This is a genomic window from Auraticoccus monumenti, from assembly GCF_900101785.1.
Classification (GTDB): Bacteria; Actinomycetota; Actinomycetes; order Propionibacteriales; family Propionibacteriaceae; genus Auraticoccus; species Auraticoccus monumenti.
Genome location: NZ_LT629688.1, coordinates 242764 through 268541, shown reverse-complemented (window position 1 = coordinate 268541; position 25778 = coordinate 242764). Strand labels below are relative to the sequence as shown.

Below are 25778 nucleotides of genomic sequence, written 5' to 3'. Positions count from 1 at the left end.
GCTGCCGACACCGCTGACCGGCCGGCACCTGAGGCGGATCGGTGCGGCACGCCGGACGTGGCGGCCGGTGGGCCGAGCATGTCGCGGAGGCGGGCTCAGGCGTCGGGGCTGGGTTCGGAGCCACCGACACCCGGTCTGTGAGCACTCCAGCATGACGACGTGCGCCGACGGTCCTTCTTGAGTATGGTTCTCATGCCGATAATCATTCTCGCTAGGAGATGCTGATGACACACCCCCGTCCCCGGTTGCGCGTCGCCGCAGCCGCTCTCGGTGCCTTCGGGCTGCTGGGTCTGGCCGCCTGCGGTTCCGAGGGCGAGGTGGCTGCCGAGCAGCCGACGCCCGAGCCCTCGCGCGTCGAGGTGACCGCGCCGCGCCTGACCGTGACCTACGACGGCGGCGTGATGGTGCTGGACCAGGACACCCTGGAGCCCCTCGCCGACTTCCCGATGGAGGGTTTCCTGCGGATCAACCCCGCCGGCGACCAGCGACACGTGCTCGTCTCGACGTCCGAGGGCTTCCGGGTGCTCGACACCGGGGTCGAGGCCGAGGGTCACGGTGACCACTACCACTACTACGACACCGGTGCGGTGATGACCGACATCACGCACCCCGCTCCGAAGCCCGGGCACGTCGTCCGCCACGAGGGCAAGGTCGCGCTGTTCAGCGACGGCGCCGGCACGGTGGCGGTGATGGAGCCCGAGGACATCACCACGGTCCCCGCCGAGCCGACCTGGACCGCCCCGGAGGCCCACCACGGTGTCGCCGTCCCGCTCGAGGACGAGGCCCTGCTGGTCAGCCTCGGCACCGAGGAGGAGCGGATCGGCGCCGCGGTGGTGGACGCCGAGGGCAACGAGGTGGCCCGCAGCGAGGAGTGCCCGAACCTGCACGGTGAGGCCACCGCCGGCAACGGCGCCGTGGTCGTCGGGTGCACCGACGGCGTCCTGGTCTGGAAGGACGGCGCCTTCACCAAGATCGACGCCGCCGAGGACTACGCCCGGATCGGCAACCAGGCCGGGTCCGAGCACTCCGACGTCGTGCTGGGTGACTACAAGACCGACCCCGACGCCGAGCTCGAGGAGCCGACCAGGATCAGCCTGGTCGACACCGAGGCCGGCGAGATCCAGGTCGTCGACCTGCCCGCCAGCTACTCCTTCCGCTCGCTGGGACGCGGTCCTGAGGGGGAGGCCCTGGTGCTCGGCAACGACGGGAACCTGCACGTGATCGACCCCGACTCCGGTGAGATCACCCAGTCGATCGAGGTCACCGAGCCCTGGCGCGAGCCGGTGGACTGGCAGCAGCCGCGGCCGACCCTGACCGTCGAGGGCTCCACCGCCTGGGTCACCGAGCCCGAGACCTCGGAGGTGCACGTGATCTACCTGCCGCGCAGAGAGGTCGTCGACACCGTGGCCCTGCCGCAGGTGCCGAACGAGATCACCGGCGTCGGCGCACCGGCCGAGGAGCACGACCACGCCCACGAGGAGGGCGAGGAGCACTCCGAGCACGAGGGCGAGGAGCACGAGGAGGGGACCGAGGGCTGAGCCCCGACCCCGCACCGCCCGGTGTGCAGATCCGCTGCGACCACGCAGCAGAGGTGCACACGCTGAGGGCCCTGCACGCAGCCGACCCCCGACCACACCAGGTCGGGGGTCGGCTTGCGTCGTAGCGGGGCCCGGTGGCGGTCGTCGAGGTGCCCCAGGCGCCGGCAGCGGGTAGAGTGTGGGTCGGTCCCCCGCGCGGCGGTATCTCGCCCAACTCCCCCAGGGTCGGAAGGCAGCAAGGGTAAATGAGCTCTTCCGGGTGCGCGGGGGGCCCCTTCGCGTCCCGGGCCCTCAGCGGTCCAGCAGCTCCACGGTGAGCGGGTCCGGTGCTCCTGCGTAGAAGCGGTCGAGCACCTCGGTGAACAGCGGTTCGTCCTCGGCGGCGCGGGAGAACAACGTCACCGAGGAGCGGAGCTTGAGGGCGTCCACGCCGCCCAGCACCGCCGCGGGGTCGTCCCCATCCAGCGCGAGCAGGGCCTGGCAGCACTCCCGCAGCCGCGCCCCGAGCACCGGGTGGTCCAGGTAGGCGCGTGCCTCGTCCAGGGAGGCGAGGGCGTAGTGCTGGGCGGTCGCGCTGCGGCCCAGGCCCGTGAGCTGGGGGAACACGAACCACATCCAGTGGCTGGTCTTGCGACCCCGTCGCAGCTCCCGCAGGGCCTGGTCGTAGGTCCCGCCGGCCTCCTGGGCCTGCAGGAAACGGTCCAGCTGGTGGTCGGTCACGAGCCCTCCTCGGTCGGCTCCCGCCAGCATGGCGACTGTCAGGGGCGCGGTCTAGGGTGGCCGACGTGGATGACGCCCTGATCGACGCCGGCTCGGGTCCCGCTCCCGGTGTGGGCGGGGGTCCCCAGGACGTCCCCGCGGCGCCGCTGGCCCTCTACCGCCGCTACCGCCCCGACAGCTTCGCCCAGGTGATCGGCCAGGAGCACGTCACCGAGCCGCTGATGCGGGCCCTGGTCAACAACCGGGTCAACCACGCCTACCTGTTCTCCGGCCCCCGCGGCTGCGGCAAGACGACCTCGGCCCGCATCCTGGCCCGCGCCCTCAACTGCGAGCAGGGCCCCACCGACACGCCGTGCGGACGGTGCCAGTCCTGCCGCGACCTGGCCCGCGGCGGGCCGGGCAGCCTGGACGTGATCGAGATCGACGCCGCCAGCCACGGCGGGGTCGAGGACGCCCGCGACCTGCGCGAGCGCGCCTTCTACGCCCCCGTCAACAGCCGCTACAAGGTCTACATCGTCGACGAGGCCCACATGGTCACGACGGCGGGGTTCAACGCGCTGCTGAAGCTGGTCGAGGAGCCGCCGCCGCACGTGAAGTTCGTCTTCGCCACCACCGAGCCCGAGAAGGTCATCGGGACGATCCGCTCCCGCACCCACCACTACCCCTTCCGGCTGGTGCCGCCGAAGGTCCTGGGCGCCTACCTGGCCGAGCTCTGCGAGGCCGAGGGGATCCCGGTGGAGCCGGCGGTGCTGCCCCTGGTGGTGCGGGCCGGCGGCGGCTCGGTGCGTGACTCCCTGTCCGTGCTGGACCAGCTGCTCGGTGGTGCCTCGGCCGACGGCGTCAGCTACGCCCACGCCGCCGCCCTGCTGGGCTACACCCCGGACTCCCTGCTGGACGAGATGGTCGACGCCTTCGCCGCCGGCGACGGGGCCAGCGTCTTCGCCGCGGTCGACAAGGTGATCGAGGTCGGTCAGGACCCCCGTCGCTTCGCCGAGGACCTGCTCCGCCGGCTGCGCGACCTGGTCATCGTCAACGCCGTCCCGGACGCGGTCAGCTCCGGGCTGGTCGAGGCCTCCGGTGACCAGGCCGAGCGGCTGCAGTCCCAGGCCGCCGGGCTCGGTCCCGGTGAGCTGGCCAGGGCCGCGGAGGTGATCGCCGCCGGGTTGACCGAGATGCGCGGCACCACCGCCCCCCGGCTGTACCTGGAGCTGATGTGCGCCCGGGTGCTACTGCCGGGTGCCGACGTCGACCACCGCGGCGTGCACGCCCGGCTGGACCGGCTCGAGCGCCGGATCGGCATGGACCCGGCAGCCGTGCAGGGTCACACCGGTCCGAAGCAGCTGCGCGCCGACGCCGTGGTGGACGCGCCGTCGGGCGGCGCCGGTCCCGCGGGCGAGCCGGTGGAGCGGCCCCGCGGCGGGCGGCCGGCCGCGGAGCCCCGTGCCGCGGAGTCCACGCCCACGGGCGGGGCGGGTCCCGCCGCTGGCGGAGGACGCCCCGGCCGCGCCCCGGCGCCCGACCGCTCCCAGGACGACGCGCCGCCGGCAGGGGCACGCCCCGACCGCGGTGCGGCACCCGGGTCCTCGGCGACGGACGGTCCGGCAGCCGGTGCGCCGCGACCCGCTGCGTCGGCGGAACAGGACGCGGCGGGCCGGCCCCAGCCCGGCGGTCCCTCGTCGCCCGCGTCGTCGGCCGACCCCACGTCATCGGTTGGCCCCGAGTCGTCGGCCGAGCCCTCGTCCTCTGCTGAGCCCGAGACGTCTGCCGAGCCCGCATCCCGGCCGGCGCCCACCGGTCCTGGTCGTCCTGGTTCCGCACCGGCGGCGGGTGGCGGGGGGACCGGGGCGCGACCCGGCCGTCCCGGGTCGCCGGCCGCCGCTCCCACCGCCCCGACGTCCTCGGGTGGGCGTGGTTCGGGCGGGCTCCAGGTCGCCGACATCCGCCGCCTCTGGCCCGAGGTGCTGGAGGAGGTCAAGCGCCAGCGGCGCTTCACCTGGATCCTGCTCAGCCAGAACTCCCACGTGATGAGCGTCGACGACGGCGTGCTGACCCTCGGGCTGACCAACGTCGGCGCCCGAGACTCCTTCTCCCGCGGTGGCAGCGAGGACGTCCTGCGCGAGGCCCTGGTCCAGGTGATGGGGGCCGACCTCCGCGTCCAGGCCATCGTCGACGACGGCACGCCGCCCCCTCCGGCCGAGGCCACCAGCCGGCCCGGGCGCCCCGGGCGCCCGGGTGCTGGAGCGGCCGAGCAGCCGGTCGGCGGGCCCGACCCGTGGGCGGCCGCGGCGTCCGCACCGGCCCCCGCCGAGGCCCCGGCCGGCGTCCCCGCGGACGACGACCGCGGTGGGTCCGGCGGCAGCGGGCCCGGTCACGCCCAGCCCCCGCCGGACTGGGCGAGCGAGCCCCCGCCCGATCCGGCCGAGGACTCCTGGGCCCCGGCGGACGAGCCGGCGGCGCGGACGGGCGAGTCACCGGCGGCGGGTGGCCCCGCGGCCGCCAGCGGCTCCTCGACCCAGCGTCCTGGCGGTTCCGGTCGCGACCACCCGTCCGCCCCGGACCGCGGCGCCACGGGTGGCTCCGGCGGTGGCCCGTCGGCTGCCGCTCCCACCGGCCAGACCCCCTCTGACGGCTCGTCCGGCCGTGCGGTGCGCGGTGGCGGAGCCGGGTCGACCGGCGGCGCGGCGGCGCCCACGTCGACCCCGTCCCCCACCCGCCCCGACATCCGGGCCAACATCCGTCCGACCCGGGCGGGGACGGGCCGCGAGGGCGGACCCGACCCCGACGCCGACGCCCGTCGCGACGACACCGACCTGGACGAGTCCGGCGCCTCGCACGACGAGCTGCTGGCCCTGCACCTGGGCGCGGAGCTGATCGCCGAGGAGCGCGAGGAGCGCTGACCGGCGACTCCGGGGCCCCTGGGGTGGTGGCCTCGTTCGCTCAGGACGAACCGCGGAACAACGCTCCCTGCAGCACGGTTGAGCCGAGCACGCTCAACTCTCCAGGAAGTGAGGCGACGGCCATGTCCGCCACCCGTTTGCCCGTGCTGTTCGTCCCCGATCTCGTCGTGCTGCCCGGCATGGTCGTCCCCATCGAGCTCGACGAGGCCGCCCGTGCCGCGATCGACGCCGCCCGCAGCAGCGGTGACGAGCGGGTCCTCGTCGCCCCCCGTCTCGAGGACGGCTACGCCGCCTACGGCGTCGTCGCCGACATCGAGCGCGTCGGCCGCTTCTCCGGCGGCACCCTCGCCGCCGTGCTGAGGGCCGGGCAGCGCGCCCGGATCGGCAGCGGTGTCACCGGTCCCGGCGCGGCCCTGTGGGTCGAGGTCGAGACGGTTCCCGACGTCGTCCCCGCCGCCGCTCAGCAGCTCGCCGAGGAGTACAAGCGGCTGGTGGTCGCCGTGCTCCAGCGCCGTGAGGCCTGGCAGGTGATCGACCAGGTGCACCAGATGACCGACCCCGCCGCGATCGCCGATGCGGCCGGCTACGCGCCCTACCTCAGCGTCGAGCGCAAGCGCCAGCTGCTCGAGGAGCCCGACGTCGCACGCCGGCTGACCGCGCTGGTCGAGTGGACCAGGGAGCACCTCGCCGAGGTCGACGTGACCGACCGGATCGGCCAGGAGGTCCGCGAGGGGATGGAGAGGACCCAGCGCGAGTACCTGCTGCGTCAGCAGCTCGCCGCCATCCGCAAGGAGCTCGGCGAGGGCGAGCCCGAGGGCTCGGAGGACTACCGGGGCCGGGTGGAGACCGCCCAGGTCCCGGATGCCGTCCGGGAGGCGCTGCTGCGCGAGGTCGACAAGCTCGAGCGCTCCAGCGAGCAGAGCCCCGAGGTCTCCTGGATCCGGACCTGGCTGGACACCGTCCTCGACCTGCCCTGGGACGTCACCACCGAGGACTCCACCGACGTCACCGCCGCCCGGGAGGTGCTGGACGCCGACCACCACGGGCTGGAGGAGGTCAAGGACCGCATCGTGGAGCAGCTCGCCGTCCGGTCCCGCCGCGCCCGGCGTGGCCTGCAGGTCGTCGGCGGCCGCGGCTCCGGCGCGGTGCTGCTGCTCGCCGGTCCTCCCGGCGTCGGCAAGACCTCACTGGGGGAGTCCGTCGCCCGGGCGCTGGGACGCCGCTTCGTCCGCGTCGCGCTGGGCGGCGTCCGCGACGAGGCCGAGATCCGCGGCCACCGCCGCACCTACGTCGGGGCACTGCCCGGCCGCATCGTACGGGCCGTGCGGGAGGCCGGGTCGATGAACCCGGTCGTGCTCCTCGACGAGGTCGACAAGGTGGGGGCGGACTACCGCGGCGACCCGGCCGCGGCCCTGCTCGAGGTGCTCGACCCCGCTCAGAACCACACCTTCCGCGACCACTACCTCGAGCTCGACCTCGACCTGTCCGACGTCCTCTTCATCGCCACCGCCAACGTGGTGGAGCAGATCCCCAGCGCCCTGCTGGACCGGATGGAGCTGATCACGCTGGACGGCTACACCGAGGACGACAAGGTGGCCATCGCCCGGGACTTCCTGCTGCCCCGGCAGCTGGAGCGGGTGGCGGTCGAGGCCGAGGAGTTCACGATCAGCGACGCCGCGCTGCACGAGCTGGCCGCGAACCACACCCGCGAGGCCGGAGTCCGCCAGATGGAGCGGCTGCTGGCTCGGGCGCTGCGCAAGGCGGCCACCCGGCTGGCGACCGGCGCCGAGCGCGTGGACGTCGACGTGGCCGACCTGAAGGAGCTGGTGGGGAGGCCGCGCTTCACCCCCGAGTCGGCCGAGCGCACCTCGGTGCCCGGTGTCGCGACCGGTCTGGCGGTGACGGGGATGGGTGGTGACGTGCTGTTCATCGAGGCCTCGGCGCACCCGGGTTCCGCCGCGCTGACGATCACCGGCCAGCTGGGTGACGTGATGAAGGAGTCCGCCCACATCGCGCTCTCCTTCGTCCGCGCGCACGCGGGGGTGCTCGGGATCGACCCGGCGTTCTTCGAGCAGGCGATCCACGTGCACGTGCCCGCGGGTGCGGTGCCGAAGGACGGGCCGTCGGCCGGCATCACCATGGTCACCGCGCTGACCTCGCTCGCCACCGGGCGCCCGGTGCGCTCGGAGGTCGGCATGACCGGCGAGGTCACGCTCAACGGTCGGGTGCTGCCCATCGGCGGGCTGAAGCAGAAGCTGCTCGCCGCCCAGCGGGCCGGCCTGACCGAGGTCTTCGTGCCGCTGCGCAACGAGCCGGACCTCGACGACGTCCCGGCCGAGGTCCTGGAGGCCGTGACCGTGCACCCGGTCGGCGACGTCCTGGACGTCGTGCGCGCTGCCCTGGAGCCCGCTCAGGAGGTGGCGGCCGCGGCCTGAGGACCCGACACCCGCCACGGGGCGCCCGCCCGGCGTCCCCGTGGTGAACGCCCCGCCCCGGCCCTGTGCGTCGGCGCGGGGCGGTGTCGGTGGCGGGGGCTAGATTTGTGGTGCACGTGGAGCGTGCGCAGCGGCTGCCCGACGCAGCCGCCGGGCCCCGGCCCGCACCGGACGACGGAACGAGGACGCGATGCTGCCCGAGGGTACGGACATGTCGGGACTGCTGGCCCAGGCCCAGGCGATGCAGAGCCAGATGATGCAGGCGCAGGAGGAGCTGGCCGAGGCCACGGTCGAGGGCACCGCCGGTGGCGGCCTGGTCACGGCGACCATGAGCGGCACGGGTGAGCTGCTGTCCCTGGCCATCTCCCCCGAGGCCTGCGACCCCGCTGACACCGAGTCGCTGGCCGACATGGTGGTGGCGGCGGTGCGCGATGCCAGCAACAAGGGTCAGGCCCTGGCGGCGGCGAAGATGGGCCCCCTGGCCGGGGGCCTGGGGTTCTGAGTTGTACGAAGGTCCCGTCCAGGAGCTGATCGACGAGCTGGGGCGGCTGCCCGGCGTCGGGCCCAAGAGCGCGCAGCGGATCGCCTTCCACCTGCTGTACGCGGGCTCGGACGACGTCGAGAAGCTGGCGGAGGTGCTGCTCAAGGTGAAGCAGACGGTGCGCTTCTGCGAGGTCTGCCACAACGTCTCCGCCGAGGACCGCTGCCGCATCTGCCGCGACCCCCGACGGGACCAGACGGCGATCTGCGTGGTCGAGGAGTCCAAGGACGTGGTGGCGATCGAGCGCACCCGCGAGTTCCGCGGCACCTACCACGTGCTCGGCGGGGCGATCAGCCCGATCGACGGCGTCGGTCCCGGTGACCTGACCGTCCGCGAGCTGGTGATGCGGCTCGGTGACGGCACCGTGACCGAGGTGATCGTGGCCACCGACCCCAACCTGGAGGGCGAGGCCACCGCCACCTACCTGAGCCGGCTGCTGCTGCCGATGGGGGTCCGGGTGGCCCGGCTGGCCAGCGGGCTGCCGGTGGGCTCCGACCTCGAGTACGCCGACGAGGTCACCCTGGGCCGGGCCTTCGAGGGACGCCGGTACGTGCAGGCCTGACGGCGCCCGCCCTCCCCGCCCGTCGCCGCGGAGCCACCGTCTCGTCCGCGCGCGCCGCGGAGCCACCGTCTCGTCCGCGCGCTGAGCGCTGGCCGGCCTCGTCCGTTCGGCCAGGGCAGCCGACCCGTTGGCCGCCCACGACCATGTGCGGCATCCGCGCCCAGGTACTGGGGCGCGAGTGCGACGCGCTCGTCGCCTGGTCGGCCGTGGACACGACGACCTGGCCGCACTCGTCGCTGGTCAGGGTTTTGAGGCCGGTGAGTGCGGCCAGATCGTCGGCTGGGTGCCGGTCGGGCGACGATCCGGGCGCACTCGACGCTGTCCCACGGCCCGTGGCGCGAGTGCGCCGCGCTCGTCGCCTGGTCGGCCGCCCGGGACGACCTCACCGCACGCGTCGCTGGGTCAGGGTCCTGAGGTAGGTGAGTGCGGCCAGATCGTCGGCTGGGTGACCGGCCGGGCGACGATCTGGGCGCACTCGATGGTGTGGCGCCGCCGCGGCGGGGAGGGACAGGGCCTGATTCGCCCGCCGCCGAGCAGTGAAGGCGGCGCCCGGAGCGTCCCGGACCGTGAGGACCGCAGCATCCCCGCGCCGCGGAGGGCACAGGGACGCAGCGGCTCAGGGGGCGGCGGCGACGCCAGCCCTCTGCGTCAGGGTGACGTGTCGGCGGCCCGCGGGGCGAAGCCGACCAGGGCCTCGCGCACCGAGCCCCAGCCCTCCAGCGCGGCGCGGACGTCGTCGCGGGTCTCCTCCGCCACCGCCTGCTCCCGGGCCCGGGCGAGGACGTCGTCGAGCAGCACCCGCTCGCGACGCGCGGCCGACTCCACCGCGGCCTCCACCATGGCCAGGCTGAGCACGTTCTCGTGCACCTCACCTCCCGGCACGGTCCCGGAGCGGAGCGCGTCGACGAAGATGGCCAGCGAGCCGGCGATGCCGTCGTGGGCCGTCACCTCCGTGGTGGGCACCGGGGCCGTGGTGTCGACCTCCGGCTCGTCGTCACCGCTCCAGCGGGCGGTGCCGTGCTCGCCGCTGACCCGCCAGGAGCCGTTCCACGACGTCTCCGCCCCCGGTGCGCACCAGGAGCCGTCGAAGGTGAACCGGGCACCGCTGCTGAACTCGAACACCGCGCTCGCCGAGGCGTCGCCGTGGTACCAGCTCCACGGCGGGTTCCAGGCCTCGCAGTAGACCGACACCGGTTCCCCCTCGAGCAGGTACCGGGCGGCGTCGAAGTGGTGGATCGCCATGTCGACCAGCAGCGGGTGGGCCATCTCCTCGCGGAACCCGCCGAAGCGGGGCGCCTTGAAGAAGTCCACCGAGACGGCGCCGACCGCCCCGAGCGCGGAGACCTGCTGGGCCAGCCGGGCCAGCTGGGGGTTCCAGCGCCGGGACTGGCTGACCATGAACAGCTGGCCGGTCACCTCCGCCGCCGCGGCCAGCGACAGCGACTGGGCCAGGGTGGCCGCGACCGGCTTCTCCCCGAGCACCGGGAGCCCGGCGAAGAGGGCCGCCGTGGTCACCGGGTGGTGGGCCACCGGCACGGTGACGTCGACCACCGCCCGGGCCCCGGTCCGGCGGGCCAGCTCGACCGCATCGGTGCCCAGCGGGAGGTCCGGCGCGCCGAGGTCGGCCACCGCGGCGCGGGCGGCGTCCAGGTCGAGGTCGACGACCCCGACCAGCTCGACGTCCGGGCTGGCCCGGAGCACCTGCAGCCAGGCCCGTCCCATGCCGCCGGCCCCGACCGACACCACCGGGAGCGGGTCCGGGAGCGGCGCGCTCACGCAGGGCCCTCCTGACCGTCCTCGGCGCCACCGCGCACCTCGGTGTCCATGGCGCCGGTGTAGCCGTGGCCGTGGTAGAAGTCGTCGGTCTCGTAGCGCAGCAGCACCGGCACCTCGCGGCGGTCACGGTCCGTCACCGCCCACTGCACCGCGTTGGAGATCACCCGGCGGACGCCGTCGTGGTGGTAGACCGGGTAGTCTTGGTCGCCGGGGGAGAAGTAGAAGATCCGGCCGTGGCCGCGGGTGAAGCAGCAGCCGGAGCGGATCACCTCACCACCGGTGAAGGTGGACAGGAAGACCAGGTGGTCCGGCGTGGGGATGTCGAAGAACTCCCCGTACATCTCGTCCTCGGGGATGATCATCGGCTGCGGGACGCCCTGGGCGATGGGGTGCGTCGGGTCGACGGTCCAGACCAGCTCGCGGTCGTGCTCGCTGCGCCAGCGCAGGGTGCAGCTGGTGCCCATCAGCTTCCCGAAGATCTTCGACCAGTGCCCGGAGTGCAGCACGATCAGCCCCATCCCGGCCAGGACGTGGCGGTGCACCCGCTCCACCACCTCGTCGGAGACCTCGCCGTGGGCGGCGTGGCCCCACCAGGTCAGCACGTCGGTCTGGGCCAGGACGTCCTCGGTGAGGCCGTGCTCGGGGTCGTCGAGGGTGGCGGTGGCCACGGTGACGCCCTCGCCCAGGTTCTCGACGATGCCCTCGGCGATGGTGGTGTGCATGCCGTCGGGGTAGATGGCCCGCACGTGCTCCTCGTGCTGCTCGTGGCGGTTCTCACCCCAGACGGTGACGTGGATCGGACGGGACCTGGGCACGGGGCTCCTTCGGTGGTGGGTGGTGACGGTGCTGGGCTGGTCGGTTCCGGTTCGGGCGGCTCCGCACGCGAGTCAGGTGTCGGTGGTGCTGCCCAGGGGGCCGGCGACCCGATCACCCGGTGCGCTGACTGAGCGAGGTGCGCTCCGGGCGGCGTCCGCCTGGTGCGTCAGCCCGGTGACGGCGGCCCGGACGTGGCGGCGGATCTCCTCCGAGGTCGGCCCGTTGCCGGTCATCACACAGGGGACGGCGCTGTCGCTGAGGCCGGCGAGACGGGCCAGGCCCCCGGTGGTGAACGTCATCGTCCCCGGTCCTCGCCTCGTCGATACGGTTCGACGACGACGCTAGTCCGCTGGCTGGTGCGCGCACAAGGGGTGCCACCGCGCCGAGCCGCTGATCGGGGCGGTGACGCCGCACGAGGACCACGTGGACGCCGAGCGGCCGGCGCTCAGGCGTAGGAGGCGGCGAGCCGGGCGAAGCCCTCGTCGAGGGAGACCCGGGGGCGCCAGTCCAGCAGCTCACGGGTCCGACGCTGGTCGAACCAGTGCGCGGTGGAGAGCTGCTCGGCCAGGAACCGGGTCAGCGGCGGGTCGGTCTCCACGTCGTGGCCCAGCCGCTGGCGCAGGGCCACGGCGCCGCCGACCAGGCTGCCGGCGGCCAGCGCCAGCGGCACCGGGACGTGCCGTCGGGGACGGGGGACCCCGGCGGCGTCGCAGAAGCCGCCGATGATCTCGCTGATGGTCCGTGGTTCGCCGTTGCTGACCACGAGCGGCTCGCCGGAGGCGACCTCGGCGCGGTCCAGCGCGGCCACCACGGCGTCCACGGCGTTGTCCACGTAGGTGGTGTCCATCATCGCCGCGCCGGCTCCGAGCAGCGGCAGGCGGCCGCGTCGGGACCGCTCGACGATCCGCGCCACCAGCTGGGTGTCGCCGGGCCCCCAGACCAGGTGCGGGCGCAGCACCGCGACGGCCAGGCGTCCGGGCTCGGCGGCGGCCAGGGCCACCTGCTCGGCCATCGCCTTGCTCCGCGCGTAGGGGCCGCGGGCGCCCGCCGGGTCGGCCGGCTGCGCACCGACCCCGACCAGGGCGTGCCCGGCGTGGGCCACCGACGGGGAGGAGATGTGCACCAGGCGCCCGACGCCGGAGTCGCGGCAGGCCGCCACCACGCTGCGGGTCCCGCCCACGTTGATCGCCTCGTACTCCGCCCACGGCCCGACCACGTTGACCTTGGCCGCCAGGTGCACCACGGCGTCCTGCCCGCGGACGGCCTCGGCCACGGCGGCGTCGTCGCGCAGGTCACCGCGGTGCTCGCGGACCCCCTCCAGGGCGGAGGGGCGCCGCTGGAGCACGGTGACGTCGTCCCCCCGGGCGGCCAGCGCCCGAGCCACCCCGCCACCGAGCATCCCGCTGGCGCCGGTGACCAGGACCCTCACCTCGACCTCTTCCGAGGACGCGGCGGACGGGCCAGCCGGCCGGGACGCCTCCCGGCGAGCACCCGGTCGGCCCACCGGGAGACCGCGGTGCGGTCGATCTTGGACTGGTGCCGGATGTCGACCGGCAGCGCGGGAGCGCACAGCACGGCGGCGATGTCGGTGCCGGCGACCCGCCGGACCTCGGCGGCCAGCCCGGGCGGGGCCACCACCCCGTCGACGGCCACGCCGGGTTCCGGCACCAGCACGACCACCACCTGCTGGGTGCCGGCCGGCCCCACCCCGGCCACGCAGGCCTGGCGGACGTCGTCCAGGGTCTCGACCCGCTGCTCGATCCCCACCGGCGTCACCGGTCCGTCCGGTCCGTGCACCACGTGCACGCGCCGGCCCTCGACCCAGACCCGGCCCTGCTCGTCCAGGTGCCCGACGTCGCCGGTGCGGTGCCAGCGCGGGCCGGGGGTGGCCTCGTGCTGGGTGGCCCAGAGCCGGTCGTAGCGCTCCTTGACGTGCGCGGCGGTCACCCACAGCTCACCGGTCACCCCGGGGGTGTCCACCGGGTCGCCGTCCTCGCCGTCGGGGGTGCGGGGCAGCGGCGCGACGCGCATCGTCACCCCGGGCCGCGGACGTCCGACGCAGACGCCCTCACCGGCCCCGACCTCGTCGATCTCGTCCAGGGTGATGTCGGTCAGCGGGAGCGCCTCGGTCATCCCGTAGGGGGTGTGGAGCTCGGCGGCGGGGACCACCGCGCTCAGCCGGCGCAGCAGCCCGGCCGGCACCGGGGCACCGGCCGACATCAGCCGCCGCACCCCGGCCAGGGCGCGGCGCTGGTCGTCGTCGAGGGCGTCGGCGGTGGCGACCACGCTGGCCAGGGCGGCGGGGGAGGCGAACACCACGGTGGCCTCCAGCCGGGCCACCGCGTCGGCGAGGGTGCCGGCGGTCAGCGTGCCCGGTGCGGTGACGTCCATGTCGGGGACCGAGGCCGGGACACCGAGGGCCGGGCCGTACAGGGCGAAGGGGGCGAAGGCGGCGACGAAGCGGCTGTCGGGGCCGAAGCCCATCGTCTCGCGCAGCACCTCCAGCTGGGCCGAGAGCTGGCTCAGCCGGTAGACCACACCCTTGGACGGGCCGGTCGCCCCGGAGGTGAAGAGGACCGCGCAGTCGGCGTCGCCGTCGGCGTCCAGCACGCTGCGACGGGCCTCCTCGATGTCGAGGGTGGACGTCCGCCCGAGCTCCCGCAGCGAGTCCAGGTCGTGCTCCACGGCCAGCGCCTTCCGGACCCGGGCCGGCAGCTCACCGGCCACCACCCGGCGTCCCGGCACCCGCATCGCCCGGGTCGCGGCCAACGCCACCGGGATGCCCACCACCACGTCCGGGCCGGCGCCGCGCAGCGCCCGGCCGAGGGAGCGCACACCGAGGCCGGCGTCGGCCACCACGATCACCGCCCCGATCCGCCAGCAGGCGTAGACCAGCACGGTCAGGTCGATCCCGGGCGTGACCAGGGTGGCCACCCGCTGCCCCGGACGCACCCCGATGGACAGCAGACCGCGGGCCACCGCCACCACGTCGGCCTCGAGCTCGGCGAAGCTGGTGGTGCGGCCGGTGGCCATCTCGACCACGGCGGTGGTCGGGTCGTCGGCGCGCGCGCTCTGACGCCACCACGGCGGCCTGGCACCCACCCCGGAGGCGGCGGCGTCCCCGACCGCCTGGTCCGCGTGCGACGAGGGCTCAACGTCACCCTCCGGGCCCTGGGAGGGGTCGGGCTGGTCGGAGCCGGACGGCTGGCCGGGTCCGGTCGGCGGCAGCGCAGGCTGCAGGCCGACCCACTGCCACACCGTGGCGGCGTACTGCGGACGGTCCTCGGTGACCAGGTGCGAGGCGCCCTCGTAGCGGTGCACGTCGGCCTGGGGGAGCCGGGTCATCAGGTCGCGCAGGTGGGCCTCGGTGAACACCGGGTCGCGGGTGCCGCGGAGCAGCAGCGCGGGGACGTCCAGTCCGGCGACGCCCTCGGCGACGGCGTCCAGGGTGGCGCGGGTCGGGTGGTCCGGCTCGAGCGGCACGTCGGCGACGAACTGCCCGATCCGGCCCCGGTCCGCCGCACGGCGGTAGGGCCGCAGCAGCCCGTCGCGGACCTGCTTCGGCAGCGGGGGGCGCGACAGGGCGGTGGCGCCGTGCAAGAAGGTGGGGGTGCGCACGCACACCGTCTCCAGCAGCCCCGGGGTGCGGGCCAGCCGGATCAGACCGGAGAAGGTGACCTCGGGGTCCTGGAACACCGCGGTGTTGGCCAGCACGATCCCGGCCAGCAGCCCGGCGTGGGACACCGCCCAGCCGCTGACCACCGGGCCACCCCAGTCGTGACCCACCGCGACCACGGGTCCGCGCAGGCCGAGGGCCTCGGTCAGCCGGGACAGGTCCTCCACGCGCTGGGCCAGCCGGCGCGGTGAGGCGAGCGAGCCCGCGGCCGGCTCGGAGAAGCCCATCCCGAGCTGGTCCGGGGCGATCACGCGCCACCCCTCGGGGCAGGTGGCCAGCAGCCGGCGCCACAGGTAGGACCAGGTGGGGTTGCCGTGCAGGCACAGCAGGGTGGGGAGCTCGGCGACCTCCTCCGGCGCCCGGTCGGCGGCGGTGTCGAGCAGGTGCCAGCGGCGCGGGACGCCCTCGGCGTCGGGGGCCGTCAGCCGGCGCGACCACCTCGGGTCGAGGTCGGCGGGCCAGTCCGGCTCGGGGGCGTGCGTCGGCACCCCGGTCACCAGAGGATGTCGGCGAAGGAGGTGTTCAGACCGGACCCGATGCCGAGCATCATCACCCGGTCCCCGGGCTCGAAGCGGTCCTGGGAGGTGGCCAGGGTGAAGGGTGCGGCGGCCGGGCCCATGTTGCCGAACTCCGGCAGCGACAGCGGGAACTTCGCCTGGTCCAGCCCCAGCCGGGCGCAGAGGGCGGCAATGTGCACCAGCGAGGTCTGGTGGGAGACCAGGTGGTCCACCTCGTGCCAGCCGAACTCCTCCGCGGAGTCCTCGAAGGTCTCCAGGGCCAGGGCCAGCCCGGCCTCGAAGAGACCGCGGGTGTCGGTGCGCATGAAGGACAGGTCCCCGACGCACAGGTCGTGGTGGTGGGTCGCCGACTTGTGGGTGCCGCCCAGGAGCCGGTGTCCCCCGCTGCTCTGGTCGCCGCGGCCCAGCACCATCGCGGTGGCGCCGCAGCCCAGGGTCAGCGTGGCGAACTGCTCACGCACCTCGGCGACGGTCGTCTCCGGCCGCTGCAACCGGGCGATGGCCTTCTCCTGCAGCCCGCGGATGTTCTCGCTGTTCACGATCAGCGCGTAGTCGATCTGGCCGGCGTCGATCATCGTCCCGGCCACCTGCATGCCGTTGATGAAGCCCAGGCAGGCGTTGGAGATGTCGAAGTTGAGGCAGGTGGCCGGCAGCCCGATGGCGTCGTGCACCTGGACCGCGGCCGAGGGCTCCAGGTGGTCCTTGCTGACCGAGGTGTTGATCAGCAGCCCCACCTGCCCCGGCTCCACCCCGGCCTCGGCCAGGGCCTTCGCGCCGGCCTCGGCGGCTCCGTCGATGAAGCTCACCCCGCTCGGCCACCACCGGCGGGCGACCACGCCGGCCAGCTCCTCGAACTTGCCCGGGGTCATCGACAACCGGGAGTAGGTCTCGCTCAGCTGCTCGTCGATCCAGGCCGAGGTGACGCGCTCGGGCGCCTCCACGGCGGTCGCCGACAGGATCACGGTGTCCTGCAGCCGGTAGGCGTTCCTCAGGCTGGTGGTGGCGGTGCTGGCCATGGTCGTCCCCTCGTCGAACTTGCCCTCCGTGCCGTACCCACGTCTGGCCAGGAGGGCACCACCCGGCACAGCGACGTCCGCCCAGTATCCCACCGCGATCCAGCCCGGTCTTCCCCGTGCCAGTCCGAGGGCACCACGACGAACCCCCGGCTCGCTAACCTCCCCGGGTGAGCGGCTACCCGAACGACCCCACGTCCCTCGAGCGCTTCGCCCTCAAGCAGCGTCTCTCCATGATGACCAACCGGTTCGAGGTGCGGGCCGGCGGTGCCGACGGGCCCCTGCTGGCCGTGGCCCAGCAGAAGCGCCTGGCCATGCGCGAGCAGGTCACCTTCTTCGCCGACGAGGACCGTAGCCAGCCCCTGTTCGGCTTCAAGGCCCGCAGCGTGATGGACCTTGGCACCACCTACGACGTCACCGACGGCGCCGGCGCCCCGATCGGCTGGTTCAAGAAGGAGTTCGGGCAGAGCATGCTCCGCTCGACCTTCTCCGTCGGCGTCCCGCACCAGGGCCTCGAGGGGTCCGGCCAGGAGCGCAGCCAGCTGATCGCCCTGCTCCGCCGGTTCAGCGACTTCTCCTGGCCGGTGCACTTCGACTTCACCGCCGGGGACGTGCCGATCATGAGCATCGAGCGGCAGTGGTCGCTCCGTGACGCCTACGACGTCCAGCTCCCGGCCGCCCCGCACGGCGCCCGGATGGACTGGCGGGTCGCGGCCTGCCTGGCCGTCGGCTGCGACGTGCTGCTCAGCCGCTGACGGAGCTCGCTGACCGGTGAGGGTGGATCTCGCCGGTCGGTGACCACGCCGCCGGCGGGCGACCGCGCAGCCACGCGGCCCGTGTCCAGCGCTGCCGTCCACTGACCGTCGAAATCCGCCTCGGTCGTCCTCAGCAGTGGCGGTAGCATGGGCGACGTCGCACGGCGTGGACGGGGCCATCACCTCACGAGCCGGTGGAAGAACGGCGTCCTCGGACGCTCACTAGACCCACCAGCGGCGCAGCAGAGAGGGTCCCGCGCAGTCACGGCGGGGCCAAGGAGGGTGGTACCGCGGGTCCGGTCGTCTCGACCGTCCTCGTCCCTCCGTGGCACGACGCACGGAGGACCGCTGATGACCGACGCCCGCACCACCACCCCCGGCTACCGCGCCGTCCCGGCCCAGATCGACCTGCCCGCCATGGAGCACGAGGTGCTGCGGCGCTGGGAGGAGCAGGACACCTTCGCCCGCACCCTGGCCGAGGGCGAGGGACGTCCGGAGTGGACCTTCTACGAGGGCCCGCCGACCGCCAACGGCACCCCCGGCACCCACCACATCGAGGCCCGCGTCTTCAAGGACCTCTTCCCCCGTTTCAAGACCATGCAGGGCTACCACGTCGACCGCAAGGGCGGCTGGGACTGCCACGGCCTGCCGGTCGAGCTGGCGGTGGAGAAGGAGCTCGGGCTCAAGAACGGCAAGCCCGACATCGAGGCGTACGGCATCGAGGCCTTCAACGCCCGCTGCCGCGAGGCCGTGATGCGCAACGTCGACCTCTTCGAGCAGCTGACCACCCGGATGGGCTACTGGGTCGACACCGAGGAGCCCTACCGGACCATGGACCCCGCCTACGTGGAGTCGGTCTGGTGGGCGCTCAAGCAGATCTTCGACAAGGGGCTGCTGGTCGAGGACTACCGCGTCACCCCCTACTGCCCGCGCTGCGGCACCGGGCTCAGCGACCACGAGCTCGCCCAGGGCTACGAGACCATCACCGACCCCTCGGTCTACGTCCGGCTGCCGCTGACCTCCGGCCCGCTGGAGGGTCGCGCCGACCTGCTGGTGTGGACGACGACGCCCTGGACGCTGCCATCCAACGCCCTGGTCGCGGTCAACGCCGAGGTGACCTACGTCGTCGCCCGCCACGAGCACGAGACGCCGGTCGTGGTGGCCCGCGACCTGCTCGGCTCCGCGCTGGGGGAGGGGTGGTCGGCCGGTGAGGAGACCTTCACCGGGGAGCAGATGGCGGGCTGGCGCTACAGCCGTCCCTTCGAGCTGGTGCCGTGGCCCGGTCAGGCCCACTACGTGGTCACCGAGGACTACGTGACCACCGACGGCGGCACCGGGCTGGTGCACCAGGCGCCGGTCTTCGGCGCCGACGACTTCGACTCGGTCCGCCGCCACGGCGTCGAGCTGGTCAACCCGATCGACACCCGCGGCCACTTCGAGGAGGGGATCGACCTCGTCGGCGGCACCTACTTCCGCGAGGCCAACGCCCCCCTGATGGAGGACCTCGGCGGCCGCGGGCTGCTCTTCCGCGCCGAGCAGCACGAGCACTCCTACCCGCACTGCTGGCGCTGCCACAGCGCGCTGATGTACTACGCGCTGCCCTCCTGGTACATCCGCACCACCCAGGTCAAGGACGAGCTGCTGCGGGAGAACGAGCGCACCACCTGGTACCCCGAGACCATCAAGTGGGGCCGCTACGGCGACTGGCTGAACAACAACATCGACTGGGCCGTCTCCCGCAGCCGCTACTGGGGCACCCCGCTGCCGGTCTGGCGCAACGACGCCGACCCCGGCCAGCTGCGCTGCATCGGTTCGCTGGCCGAGCTGTCGGAGCTGACCGGGCGGGACCTGAGCGACCTGGACCCGCACCGTCCCTTCATCGACGACGTCACCTTCACCGTCGACGGGGTCGAGGGGACCTTCCGCCGGGTGCCGGAGGTCATCGACGCCTGGTTCGACTCCGGCTCGATGCCCTTCGCCCAGCACGGCTACCCGCACCGCCCCGGCTCGGTGGAGGCCTTCGAGAAGGCGTACCCGGCCGACTTCATCGCCGAGGCCATCGACCAGACCCGCGGCTGGTTCTACACGCTGATGGCGGTGGGGACGCTGGTCTTCGACCGCTCCTCGTACCAGAACGTCGTCTGCCTGGGCCACATCCTGGCCGAGGACGGTCGCAAGATGAGCAAGCACCTCGGCAACATCCTCGAGCCGCTGCCGCTGATGGACACCCACGGCGCGGACGCGGTGCGCTGGTTCATGGCCGCCGGCGGGTCGCCCTGGGCGGCGCGCCGGGTGGGTCACCAGACCATCGGCGAGACCGTGCGCAAGGTGCTGCTGACCTACTGGAACTCGGTCTCCTTCCAGGCCCTCTACGCCCGGGCCAACGGCTGGACGCCCACCGGCACGGCCCCGGCGGTGGCCGAGCGCCACGTGCTGGACCGCTGGCTGGTGTCGCAGACCCAGACCCTGGTGCAGCAGGTGACCGCCGCGCTGGAGGACTTCGACACCCAGCGCACCGGGACCCTGGTCACCGAGTTCGTCGACGGCCTCTCCAACTGGTACGTCCGACGCTCGCGCCGGCGCTTCTGGGACGGCGAGGCCTCGGCCCTGTGGACCCTGCACGAGACGCTGCAGACCCTGACCTGCCTGATGGCCCCGCTGGCGCCCTTCATCACCGAGCGGGTCTGGGACGACCTGTTCGTGGCCTCGGGCGCGGTCGAGGTCGACTCGGTGCACCGGGCCTCCTGGCCGGTGGCCGACGAGTCGCTGGTGGACGAGGGGCTGGCCGCGTCGATGGCGCTCACCCGGCGGGTGGTGGAGCTGGGACGCTCGGCGCGGGCGGAGGCGAAGGTCAAGATCCGTCAGCCGCTGAGCCGGGTGCTGATCCCCACCGCCTCGGCCGCCCGGCTGACCGACGAGCTGCGGGCCGAGATCGCCGCCGAGCTGAACATCGTCTCGGTGGAGTCCTTCAGCGGGGCGGGCGACCTGGTCGACCACTCCGCCAAGGGCAACTTCCGGGCCCTGGGCAAGCGGTACGGCAAGCAGACCCCGCTGGTGGCCAAGGCGGTGGCCGACGCCGACGCCGGCGAGCTGGCGGCGGCCCTGCACGACGGCGGCACCACGACGCTCACCGTCCCCGAGGTGGGGGACGTCGAGCTCGGCCCCGAGGACGTCCTCCTCACCGAGCGGCCCCGCGAGGGCTGGTCGGTGGTCAACGAGCAGGGCGAGACCGTCGCCCTGGACCTCGAGCTGACCCCGGAGCTGGTCCGTGCCGGGCTGGCCCGGGAGGTGGTCCGGCTGGTGCAGGAGGCCCGCAAGGACTCCGGCTTCGAGGTCTCGGACCGGATCCGGCTGGCCTGGTCGGCCGAGGGACAGCTGGCCGGGGCGCTCACCGAGCACGCCGGCCTGGTGGCCGGGGAGGTGCTGGCCACGGAGATGTCCCAGGCCGAGCCGGGCGACGGCTGGCGCCGCGACGACGACCTCGGCCTCGCCTTCTCCGTCGAGCGGGTCTGAGGGCCGGGTCGAGCCGCTCCCGACTCGCCCCTGGCGACCTTCCCGCCGAGGTCCGGCTGCGTCCTGCCGGCGAGTCGCCCTGAGGTGTCGCCTCGGTCCCCGCTGGGGCGACGTCTCGCGGCGACTCGCCACCGTGCAGGACCGGGCGGTGGTGTGCGCGGTGGCGACTCACCCGCCTGGTCTGGGACGCGTCGAGCTGGCCACTCGCCCTGAGGTGTCGCCTCGGCCCCCGCTGAGGCGACGTCTCGCGGCGACTCGCCACCGTGTCGGGGACTGGGCGGTGGTGTGGGCGGGGGTCGTTCGCAGCTCTGACGACGCCTTCGCGTGACGGTCTCGTGACGACCGGAACTAAGTGTTGCCTCACCCGTGCCTGCAGGCATTAACGTATACGTATGCATCTCACCGACAAGGACCTGGCCCGCGTCCCCGGCAAGGTCACCGTGCTCCGCGCCCCCGACCGTCCCGACGTCTCCGCCCAGTCCGACCCCCGGGTCCGCGAGACCGTCTCGGAGATGCTCTCCGAGATCGAGTCCGGTGGTCTCGCGGCGGTCCGGCGCTACGCCGAGCAGCTGGACGGGTGGACCGGTGGTGACGACTTCGTGATCGAGGCCGACGAGATCGAGCGGCTCACCGCCGACCTGCCCGACGACCTGAGGACGGCCCTCGACGCCGGTGCCGAGCGGACCCGGCGCTTCGCCGGGATGCAGCGGGCCCGGCTGACCGACTTCGAGGAGGAGGTCGTCCCCGGCGTCGTCTGCGGCCAGCGCTACGTCCCGGTCGGCACGGTCGGGGCCTACCTGCCGGCCGGTCGGTTCCCGCTGCTGGCCAGCGCATTCATGACCGTCGGCGTGGCCAGGGCCGCCGGCGTCCGCGAGGTCGTCTGCGCCACCCCGCCGTCGCTGCAGGGCCGACCCCACCCCGCCGTCCTCTACGCCGCCCGCGCCTCGGGCGCAGAGCGCGTCAACGCCATCGGGGGCGTCCAGGCGCTGGCCGCGATGGCCTTCGGCCTGCTGGACGGCGAGCCCGCCGACATGGTCGTCGGCGCCGGCAACGCCTACGTGGCCGAGGCGAAGCGCCAGCTGTACGGCCGCGTCGGCATCGACGTGCTGGCCGGGCCCTCGGAGGTCGCGGTGATCGCCGACGGGCACGCCTCGCCGGTGATGGTGGCCGCGGACCTGCTGGCCCAGGCCGAGCACGGCCCCACCTCCCCGGCCTGCCTGGTCACCACCTCCCTGGAGCTGGGCGAGGCCGTCGAGGTCGAGGTCGCCCGCCAGCTCGAGGGTCTGGCCACCCGCGACATCGCCGGCGCGGCGTGGCGGGACTGGGGCTCGATCTACGTGGTCGAGGACGACGAGACCGCCGCGCAGGTGATGGACCTGCTGGCCCCGGAGCACCTGGAGATCCTGACCCAGGACACCGACTGGTACCTGGACCGGCTGACCAACTACGGCTCGCTCTTCCTGGGTGAGTGGTCCACGGTGGCCTACGCCGACAAGGGCATGTCGGGCACCAACCACGTGCTGCCCACCGGTCGTGGCGCCCGCTACACCGCGGGGCTGTCGGTGCTCGGTTTCCTCAAGCAGCTCACCTACCAGCGGGCCACCCGCGAGGCCACCGAGGTGCAGGCCGGTCCGGTGGTCACGATCTCGGACTTCGAGCAGATGCCCGGTCACCGCGACAGCGCCCAGCTCCGCCTCGACCTGCTCCGCTGACCCCGGGCGGCAGCCCGGTCGTGCATTCGTATGAACGTCACCATGGCCGTCCGGCCGCAGCCACTCACCGAGGAGATCCCATGCCCACCACGACCTGGATGAAGGTGGCCGCCGGCTGCCTCGTCGCCACCAGCCTGGCGCTGACCGGATGCGGTGCGGGTTCGCGCACCGCGGCCAACACCGCCACCGAGGTCGCCTGCGACTTCACCAACCCGCCCGAGCCCGTCACGGTCAACGTGCTGGCCTACAACTCCTCGGCGGTGGACCCGTTCACCAACACCATGGTGGCCAGCTGCTCCCACGACAACGTGACGCTGCAGCACGACCCGATCGACTTCGCCGGACAGGTGCAGAAGACCACCGCCACGCTGGCGGGGGAGACCGGCACCTACGACATCATCGAGAGCTACTCCTTCGTCATCCCCCAGTACGGCGCCGAGGGCAAGCTCGAGCCGCTGGACGACTACATCGCCGAGTACAGCGAGGAGTACGGGCTGGACGCGATCAACGAGGAGATGCTGCAGTCGCTCAGCTACGAGGGCAAGGTCTACGGGCTGCCGATGCAGGCCCAGATGCTGGTGATGGCCTACCGCCAGGACGTCTTCGACGAGCTGGGCCTGGAGCCGCCGACCACCTTCGAGGAGGTCCGCGAGGTCTCCCAGGCCATCCAGGACGCCGGCGAGATCGAGTACCCGCTGGCCCTGCCCTGGCTGTCCAGCGCCGACATCGGCACCGCCTACAAGGCCGCCATCGGCTCCCAGGGCATCGACTACGTCGACCCCGACAGCAAGGAGCCGCTCTTCACCTCCGAGGAGTCCACGCGGGCGCTGGAGGAGATGAAGTCCCTCACCCCCTACATGGACCCGCAGGTCACCACCTTCGACCAGCCCAAGGTGCAGCAGCAGCTGTTCAACGGCGACGCCGCGATGGGCATCATGTTCTCCGGCCGGATGATCGACCTGACCAAGGACACCAACACCGAGTTCGCCGGTGACTTCGCCTTCGCGGCCCCGCCGGCCGTCGTCGAGGGCGGCAAGCAGTACGGCGCGCTCTCGGTGGACGGGTGGTCCATCCCGGTCAACACCAAGGTGGACAAGAAGCTCCTCTTCGAGCTGATCGCCACCGCGGTGGGCGAGGACGCCTCGAAGGCCTCCATCCCCGCCGCCTACCCAGCCCGCGAGGGTCTGGTCACCGAGGAGAACTCGCCGTACGCCACCGCCGCCAACGAGGCGATCCAGAACGTGCCCGCCCCGGCACCGTTCCCCTGGGTGGCGAAGATGAGCAGCGGCACCAGCGAGATCGTCGCCCAGGTCGTCACCGGGGCGATCGCGGTCGAGGAGGGCCAGCAGCAGATGCAGGAGATCGGCGAGCAGGTCATGAGCGAGCAGCAGGGCTGATCAGCACCCACCGTCCGCGGCGGGGTGGGGGGAGGTCCCCTCGCCCCGCCCCCAGAGCACGACCGAGAGGAGACGGGGATGAGGAGACGCGAGTTCCTCGCGCTGACGCTGCCCAGCATGCTGGTGATGTTCGGCTTCATGCTGGTGCCGCTCTACCGCACGGTGGAGTGGAGCTTCGAGAAGGTGAGCTACGGCCGGGCCGGCACCTTCGTCGGCCTGCAGAACTACCTGGCCGCGCTCACCGAGCCCCGCTTCGGCAGGGCCGTGCTGTTCACGGTCGGGCTGACCGCGGTGGTCACGGTGGTCACGGTCTGCCTGGGCTACCTGATCGCGAACCTTGTCAACGGGCTCGGTCGGCTCCGGCCGCTGGTGCTGGGGATCATGCTGATCAGCTACGTCATCCCGCACGTGGTGGGTGCGGTCTCGTTCTCCTGGCTGTTCGACTCCAACTTCGGCGGCGTGGCCAACTTCCTGCTCGGTCAGGTGACCGGGGGTGACGTGCTCTGGTTCACCGACCTGTGGCCCAACCGGCTGATCATCGCCCTCAACGTGATCTGGTCGATGCTGCCGTTCGTGATGCTGATGATCCTGGCCGGTCTGCAGGGCGTGCCGAGCGAGACCCTGGAGGCGGCCCAGATCGACGGCGCCGGGACGATCATGCGCCACCGGCACGTGATCATCCCCAGCATCCGCGGGGTGCTCGGCTTCGCGGTGCTGATCTCGACCATGGACGTCCTGCGCACCTTCGACAACCTGGTGCCGCTGGCCCCGCAGGCGGTCGGTCTCGGCAACGAGTCGATCATGCTCTACATCTACAACGTGGCCTTCCGCGAGGGCGCGGAGGACCTCGGGCTGGGCAGCGCCATCAGCGTGCTGACGATCATCATCATCCTGGTGCTCCTCTACCCCTCCATCCGCTCGATCCTGAAGGAGGCGAAGGAGGCATGAGCACCGTCGTCACGCCGGGCCGCTCCGGCACCACCCGCCCGCTGGACACGGCCGCGGAGGTGGTGGCCAGCAAGCTGCCCCGCGGCCGCCGCCGCACCACCGCCACCGTGGTCGGGGGGCTGTTCCTGGCCGCCACCTGCATGATCATGTTCGCCCCGTTCCTGTGGACGATCATGGCCTCGACCAAGCCGACCCGGGAGGCGTTCGCCAACCCGCCGGTCTTCGTCTACACCCCCACCCTGACGGCCTTCGTCGACCTCTGGCAGACCACCGACTTCTACCTCTACCTGATCAACACCCTGGTGGTCGCGGTGATCACCACCGTGGTGGCGCTGCTGGTCGGGCTGCCCTGCGCCTACGCCCTGTCCCGGTTCCCCGGCTACATCTCCGCCGGGCTGCTGATCCTGGCCCTGATCTTCCGGGCGCTGCCGCGGTTCGCGGTGGTGCTGCCGATGTACGACATCTCCCGGTCGCTGGGGGTCTACGACACCACCTACGCCCTGGCCGCGGCGCTGATCGCGATCAACCAGCCGTTCACCATCTGGCTGCTGCGCAACTTCTTCGCCGAGATCCCGCGCGAGCTCGACGAGGCGGCCATGGTCGACGGCTGCACCCGGCTGCAGATGCTGGTCAAGGTGATGATCCCGCTGATGGGCCCGGGCATCCTGACCGCGGGGATCTTCACCTTCCTCTTCGGCTTCCAGGAGTACCTGACCGCCGCGATCCTCACCGACACCACCTCCAAGACGGTGCCGGTGTTCATCGCCACCCAGCTGGGCCAGACCCTGCCGATGCTGCAGCAGGCCGCGGCGGCGACCGTGCTGCTGACCATCCCGGTGATCGGCATCGCCTTCGTCGCCCAGAAGTACCTGGTGGCCGGGCTGAACTCGGGGGCGGTCAAGGGCTGAGCCGAGCCGGACGGGCTCAGCCCGAGCAGGTGCGTCGCACCCCCTGACCGCGG

At 73.2% G+C, this 25778-nt stretch carries 18 protein-coding genes and 1 other RNA gene; 12 read left to right on the top strand and 7 right to left on the bottom strand.

The window, feature by feature from the left end; all coding sequences use genetic code 11:
- Positions 1-224 precede the first annotated feature (224 nt).
- Both aztD and ffs read left to right on the top strand, forming a co-directional pair.
- Complete coding sequence (aztD, locus tag BLT52_RS01240; protein WP_197679144.1) at positions 225-1538, top strand: zinc metallochaperone AztD; 1314 nt, start codon at positions 225-227, stop codon at positions 1536-1538.
- A 182-nt stretch (positions 1539-1720) separates the two neighbouring features.
- Positions 1721-1817: signal recognition particle sRNA small type (gene ffs / locus BLT52_RS01235), an RNA gene on the top strand.
- A 12-nt stretch (positions 1818-1829) separates the two neighbouring features.
- Here the strand turns inward: ffs and BLT52_RS01230 are convergent.
- Positions 1830-2258, bottom strand: a complete 429-nt coding sequence (locus BLT52_RS01230; RefSeq protein WP_231946443.1) for a DUF1810 domain-containing protein — start codon at positions 2256-2258, stop codon at positions 1830-1832.
- A 77-nt stretch (positions 2259-2335) separates the two neighbouring features.
- Here BLT52_RS01230 and BLT52_RS01225 point away from each other — a divergent pair, with 77 nt between their 5' ends.
- The 4 genes from BLT52_RS01225 to recR all read left to right on the top strand — a co-directional run bounded on the left by BLT52_RS01225 (position 2336) and on the right by recR (position 8693).
- Entirely contained in the window at positions 2336-5155 is a 2820-nt protein-coding gene (locus BLT52_RS01225; protein ID WP_331712562.1) for a DNA polymerase III subunit gamma and tau, read from the top strand.
- 122 nt (positions 5156-5277) lie between these two features.
- Positions 5278-7590 (top strand): endopeptidase La, encoded by a 2313-nt coding sequence (lon, locus tag BLT52_RS01220; protein ID WP_090589855.1) that lies wholly within the window; start codon positions 5278-5280, stop codon positions 7588-7590.
- Between the two features lie 190 nt (positions 7591-7780).
- The gene (locus tag BLT52_RS01215; RefSeq protein ID WP_090589853.1) at positions 7781-8092 is read left to right on the top strand and encodes a YbaB/EbfC family nucleoid-associated protein; all 312 of its coding nucleotides are present in this window, start codon (positions 7781-7783) and stop codon (positions 8090-8092) included.
- Between the two features lies 1 nt (position 8093).
- Positions 8094-8693 carry a recombination mediator RecR gene (recR, locus tag BLT52_RS01210; RefSeq protein WP_090589851.1) on the top strand — a complete coding sequence of 200 codons (600 nt, stop codon included), beginning with the start codon at positions 8094-8096 and terminating at the stop codon, positions 8691-8693.
- A 648-nt stretch (positions 8694-9341) separates the two neighbouring features.
- Here the strand turns inward: recR and BLT52_RS01205 are convergent.
- The 6 genes from BLT52_RS01205 to BLT52_RS01180 form a co-directional block, all read right to left on the bottom strand.
- Complete coding sequence (locus BLT52_RS01205) at positions 9342-10469, bottom strand: Gfo/Idh/MocA family protein (protein WP_231946441.1); 1128 nt, start codon at positions 10467-10469, stop codon at positions 9342-9344.
- A complete protein-coding gene (locus tag BLT52_RS01200) occupies positions 10466-11284 on the bottom strand; it encodes a ThuA domain-containing protein (RefSeq protein WP_090589849.1) in 819 nt (272 codons plus the stop codon). The genes BLT52_RS01205 and BLT52_RS01200 overlap by 4 nt, the downstream gene beginning before the upstream one ends.
- 72 nt (positions 11285-11356) lie before the next feature.
- Positions 11357-11584 carry a hypothetical protein gene (locus tag BLT52_RS01195; protein WP_090589847.1) on the bottom strand — a complete coding sequence of 76 codons (228 nt, stop codon included), beginning with the start codon at positions 11582-11584 and terminating at the stop codon, positions 11357-11359.
- 146 nt (positions 11585-11730) lie between these two features.
- Positions 11731-12714: an NAD-dependent epimerase/dehydratase family protein gene (locus tag BLT52_RS01190; RefSeq protein ID WP_090589844.1), complete on the bottom strand. Its 984-nt coding sequence runs from the start codon at positions 12712-12714 to the stop codon at positions 11731-11733.
- Positions 12711-15449, bottom strand: a complete 2739-nt coding sequence (locus BLT52_RS01185) for an alpha/beta fold hydrolase (protein ID WP_090596166.1) — start codon at positions 15447-15449, stop codon at positions 12711-12713. The genes BLT52_RS01190 and BLT52_RS01185 overlap by 4 nt, the downstream gene beginning before the upstream one ends.
- 5 nt (positions 15450-15454) lie before the next feature.
- Positions 15455-16495 (bottom strand): 3-oxoacyl-ACP synthase III, encoded by a 1041-nt coding sequence (locus BLT52_RS01180; RefSeq protein ID WP_090596165.1) that lies wholly within the window; start codon positions 16493-16495, stop codon positions 15455-15457.
- A gap of 167 nt (positions 16496-16662) precedes the next feature.
- Here BLT52_RS01180 and BLT52_RS01175 point away from each other — a divergent pair, with 167 nt between their 5' ends.
- The 6 genes from BLT52_RS01175 to BLT52_RS01150 all read left to right on the top strand — a co-directional run bounded on the left by BLT52_RS01175 (position 16663) and on the right by BLT52_RS01150 (position 25725).
- Positions 16663-17247: an LURP-one-related/scramblase family protein gene (locus BLT52_RS01175; protein WP_231946440.1), complete on the top strand. Its 585-nt coding sequence runs from the start codon at positions 16663-16665 to the stop codon at positions 17245-17247.
- Positions 17248-17598: 351 nt separating this feature from the next.
- The gene (gene ileS, locus BLT52_RS01170) at positions 17599-20760 is read left to right on the top strand and encodes an isoleucine--tRNA ligase (RefSeq protein ID WP_090589841.1); all 3162 of its coding nucleotides are present in this window, start codon (positions 17599-17601) and stop codon (positions 20758-20760) included.
- 392 nt (positions 20761-21152) lie between these two features.
- Positions 21153-22472: a histidinol dehydrogenase gene (gene hisD, locus BLT52_RS01165; RefSeq protein ID WP_090589839.1), complete on the top strand. Its 1320-nt coding sequence runs from the start codon at positions 21153-21155 to the stop codon at positions 22470-22472.
- A gap of 80 nt (positions 22473-22552) precedes the next feature.
- On the top strand, positions 22553-23869 hold the full coding sequence (locus BLT52_RS01160) for an ABC transporter substrate-binding protein (RefSeq protein ID WP_090589837.1): 1317 nt from the start codon (positions 22553-22555) through the stop codon (positions 23867-23869).
- A gap of 78 nt (positions 23870-23947) precedes the next feature.
- Entirely contained in the window at positions 23948-24817 is an 870-nt protein-coding gene (locus tag BLT52_RS01155; RefSeq protein WP_090589834.1) for a carbohydrate ABC transporter permease, read from the top strand.
- Positions 24814-25725, top strand: coding sequence for a carbohydrate ABC transporter permease (locus BLT52_RS01150; protein WP_090589833.1), 912 nt, complete (start codon positions 24814-24816; stop codon positions 25723-25725). Before BLT52_RS01155 ends, BLT52_RS01150 begins: the two co-directional genes overlap by 4 nt.
- The last annotated feature ends 53 nt before the right edge of the window (positions 25726-25778 follow it).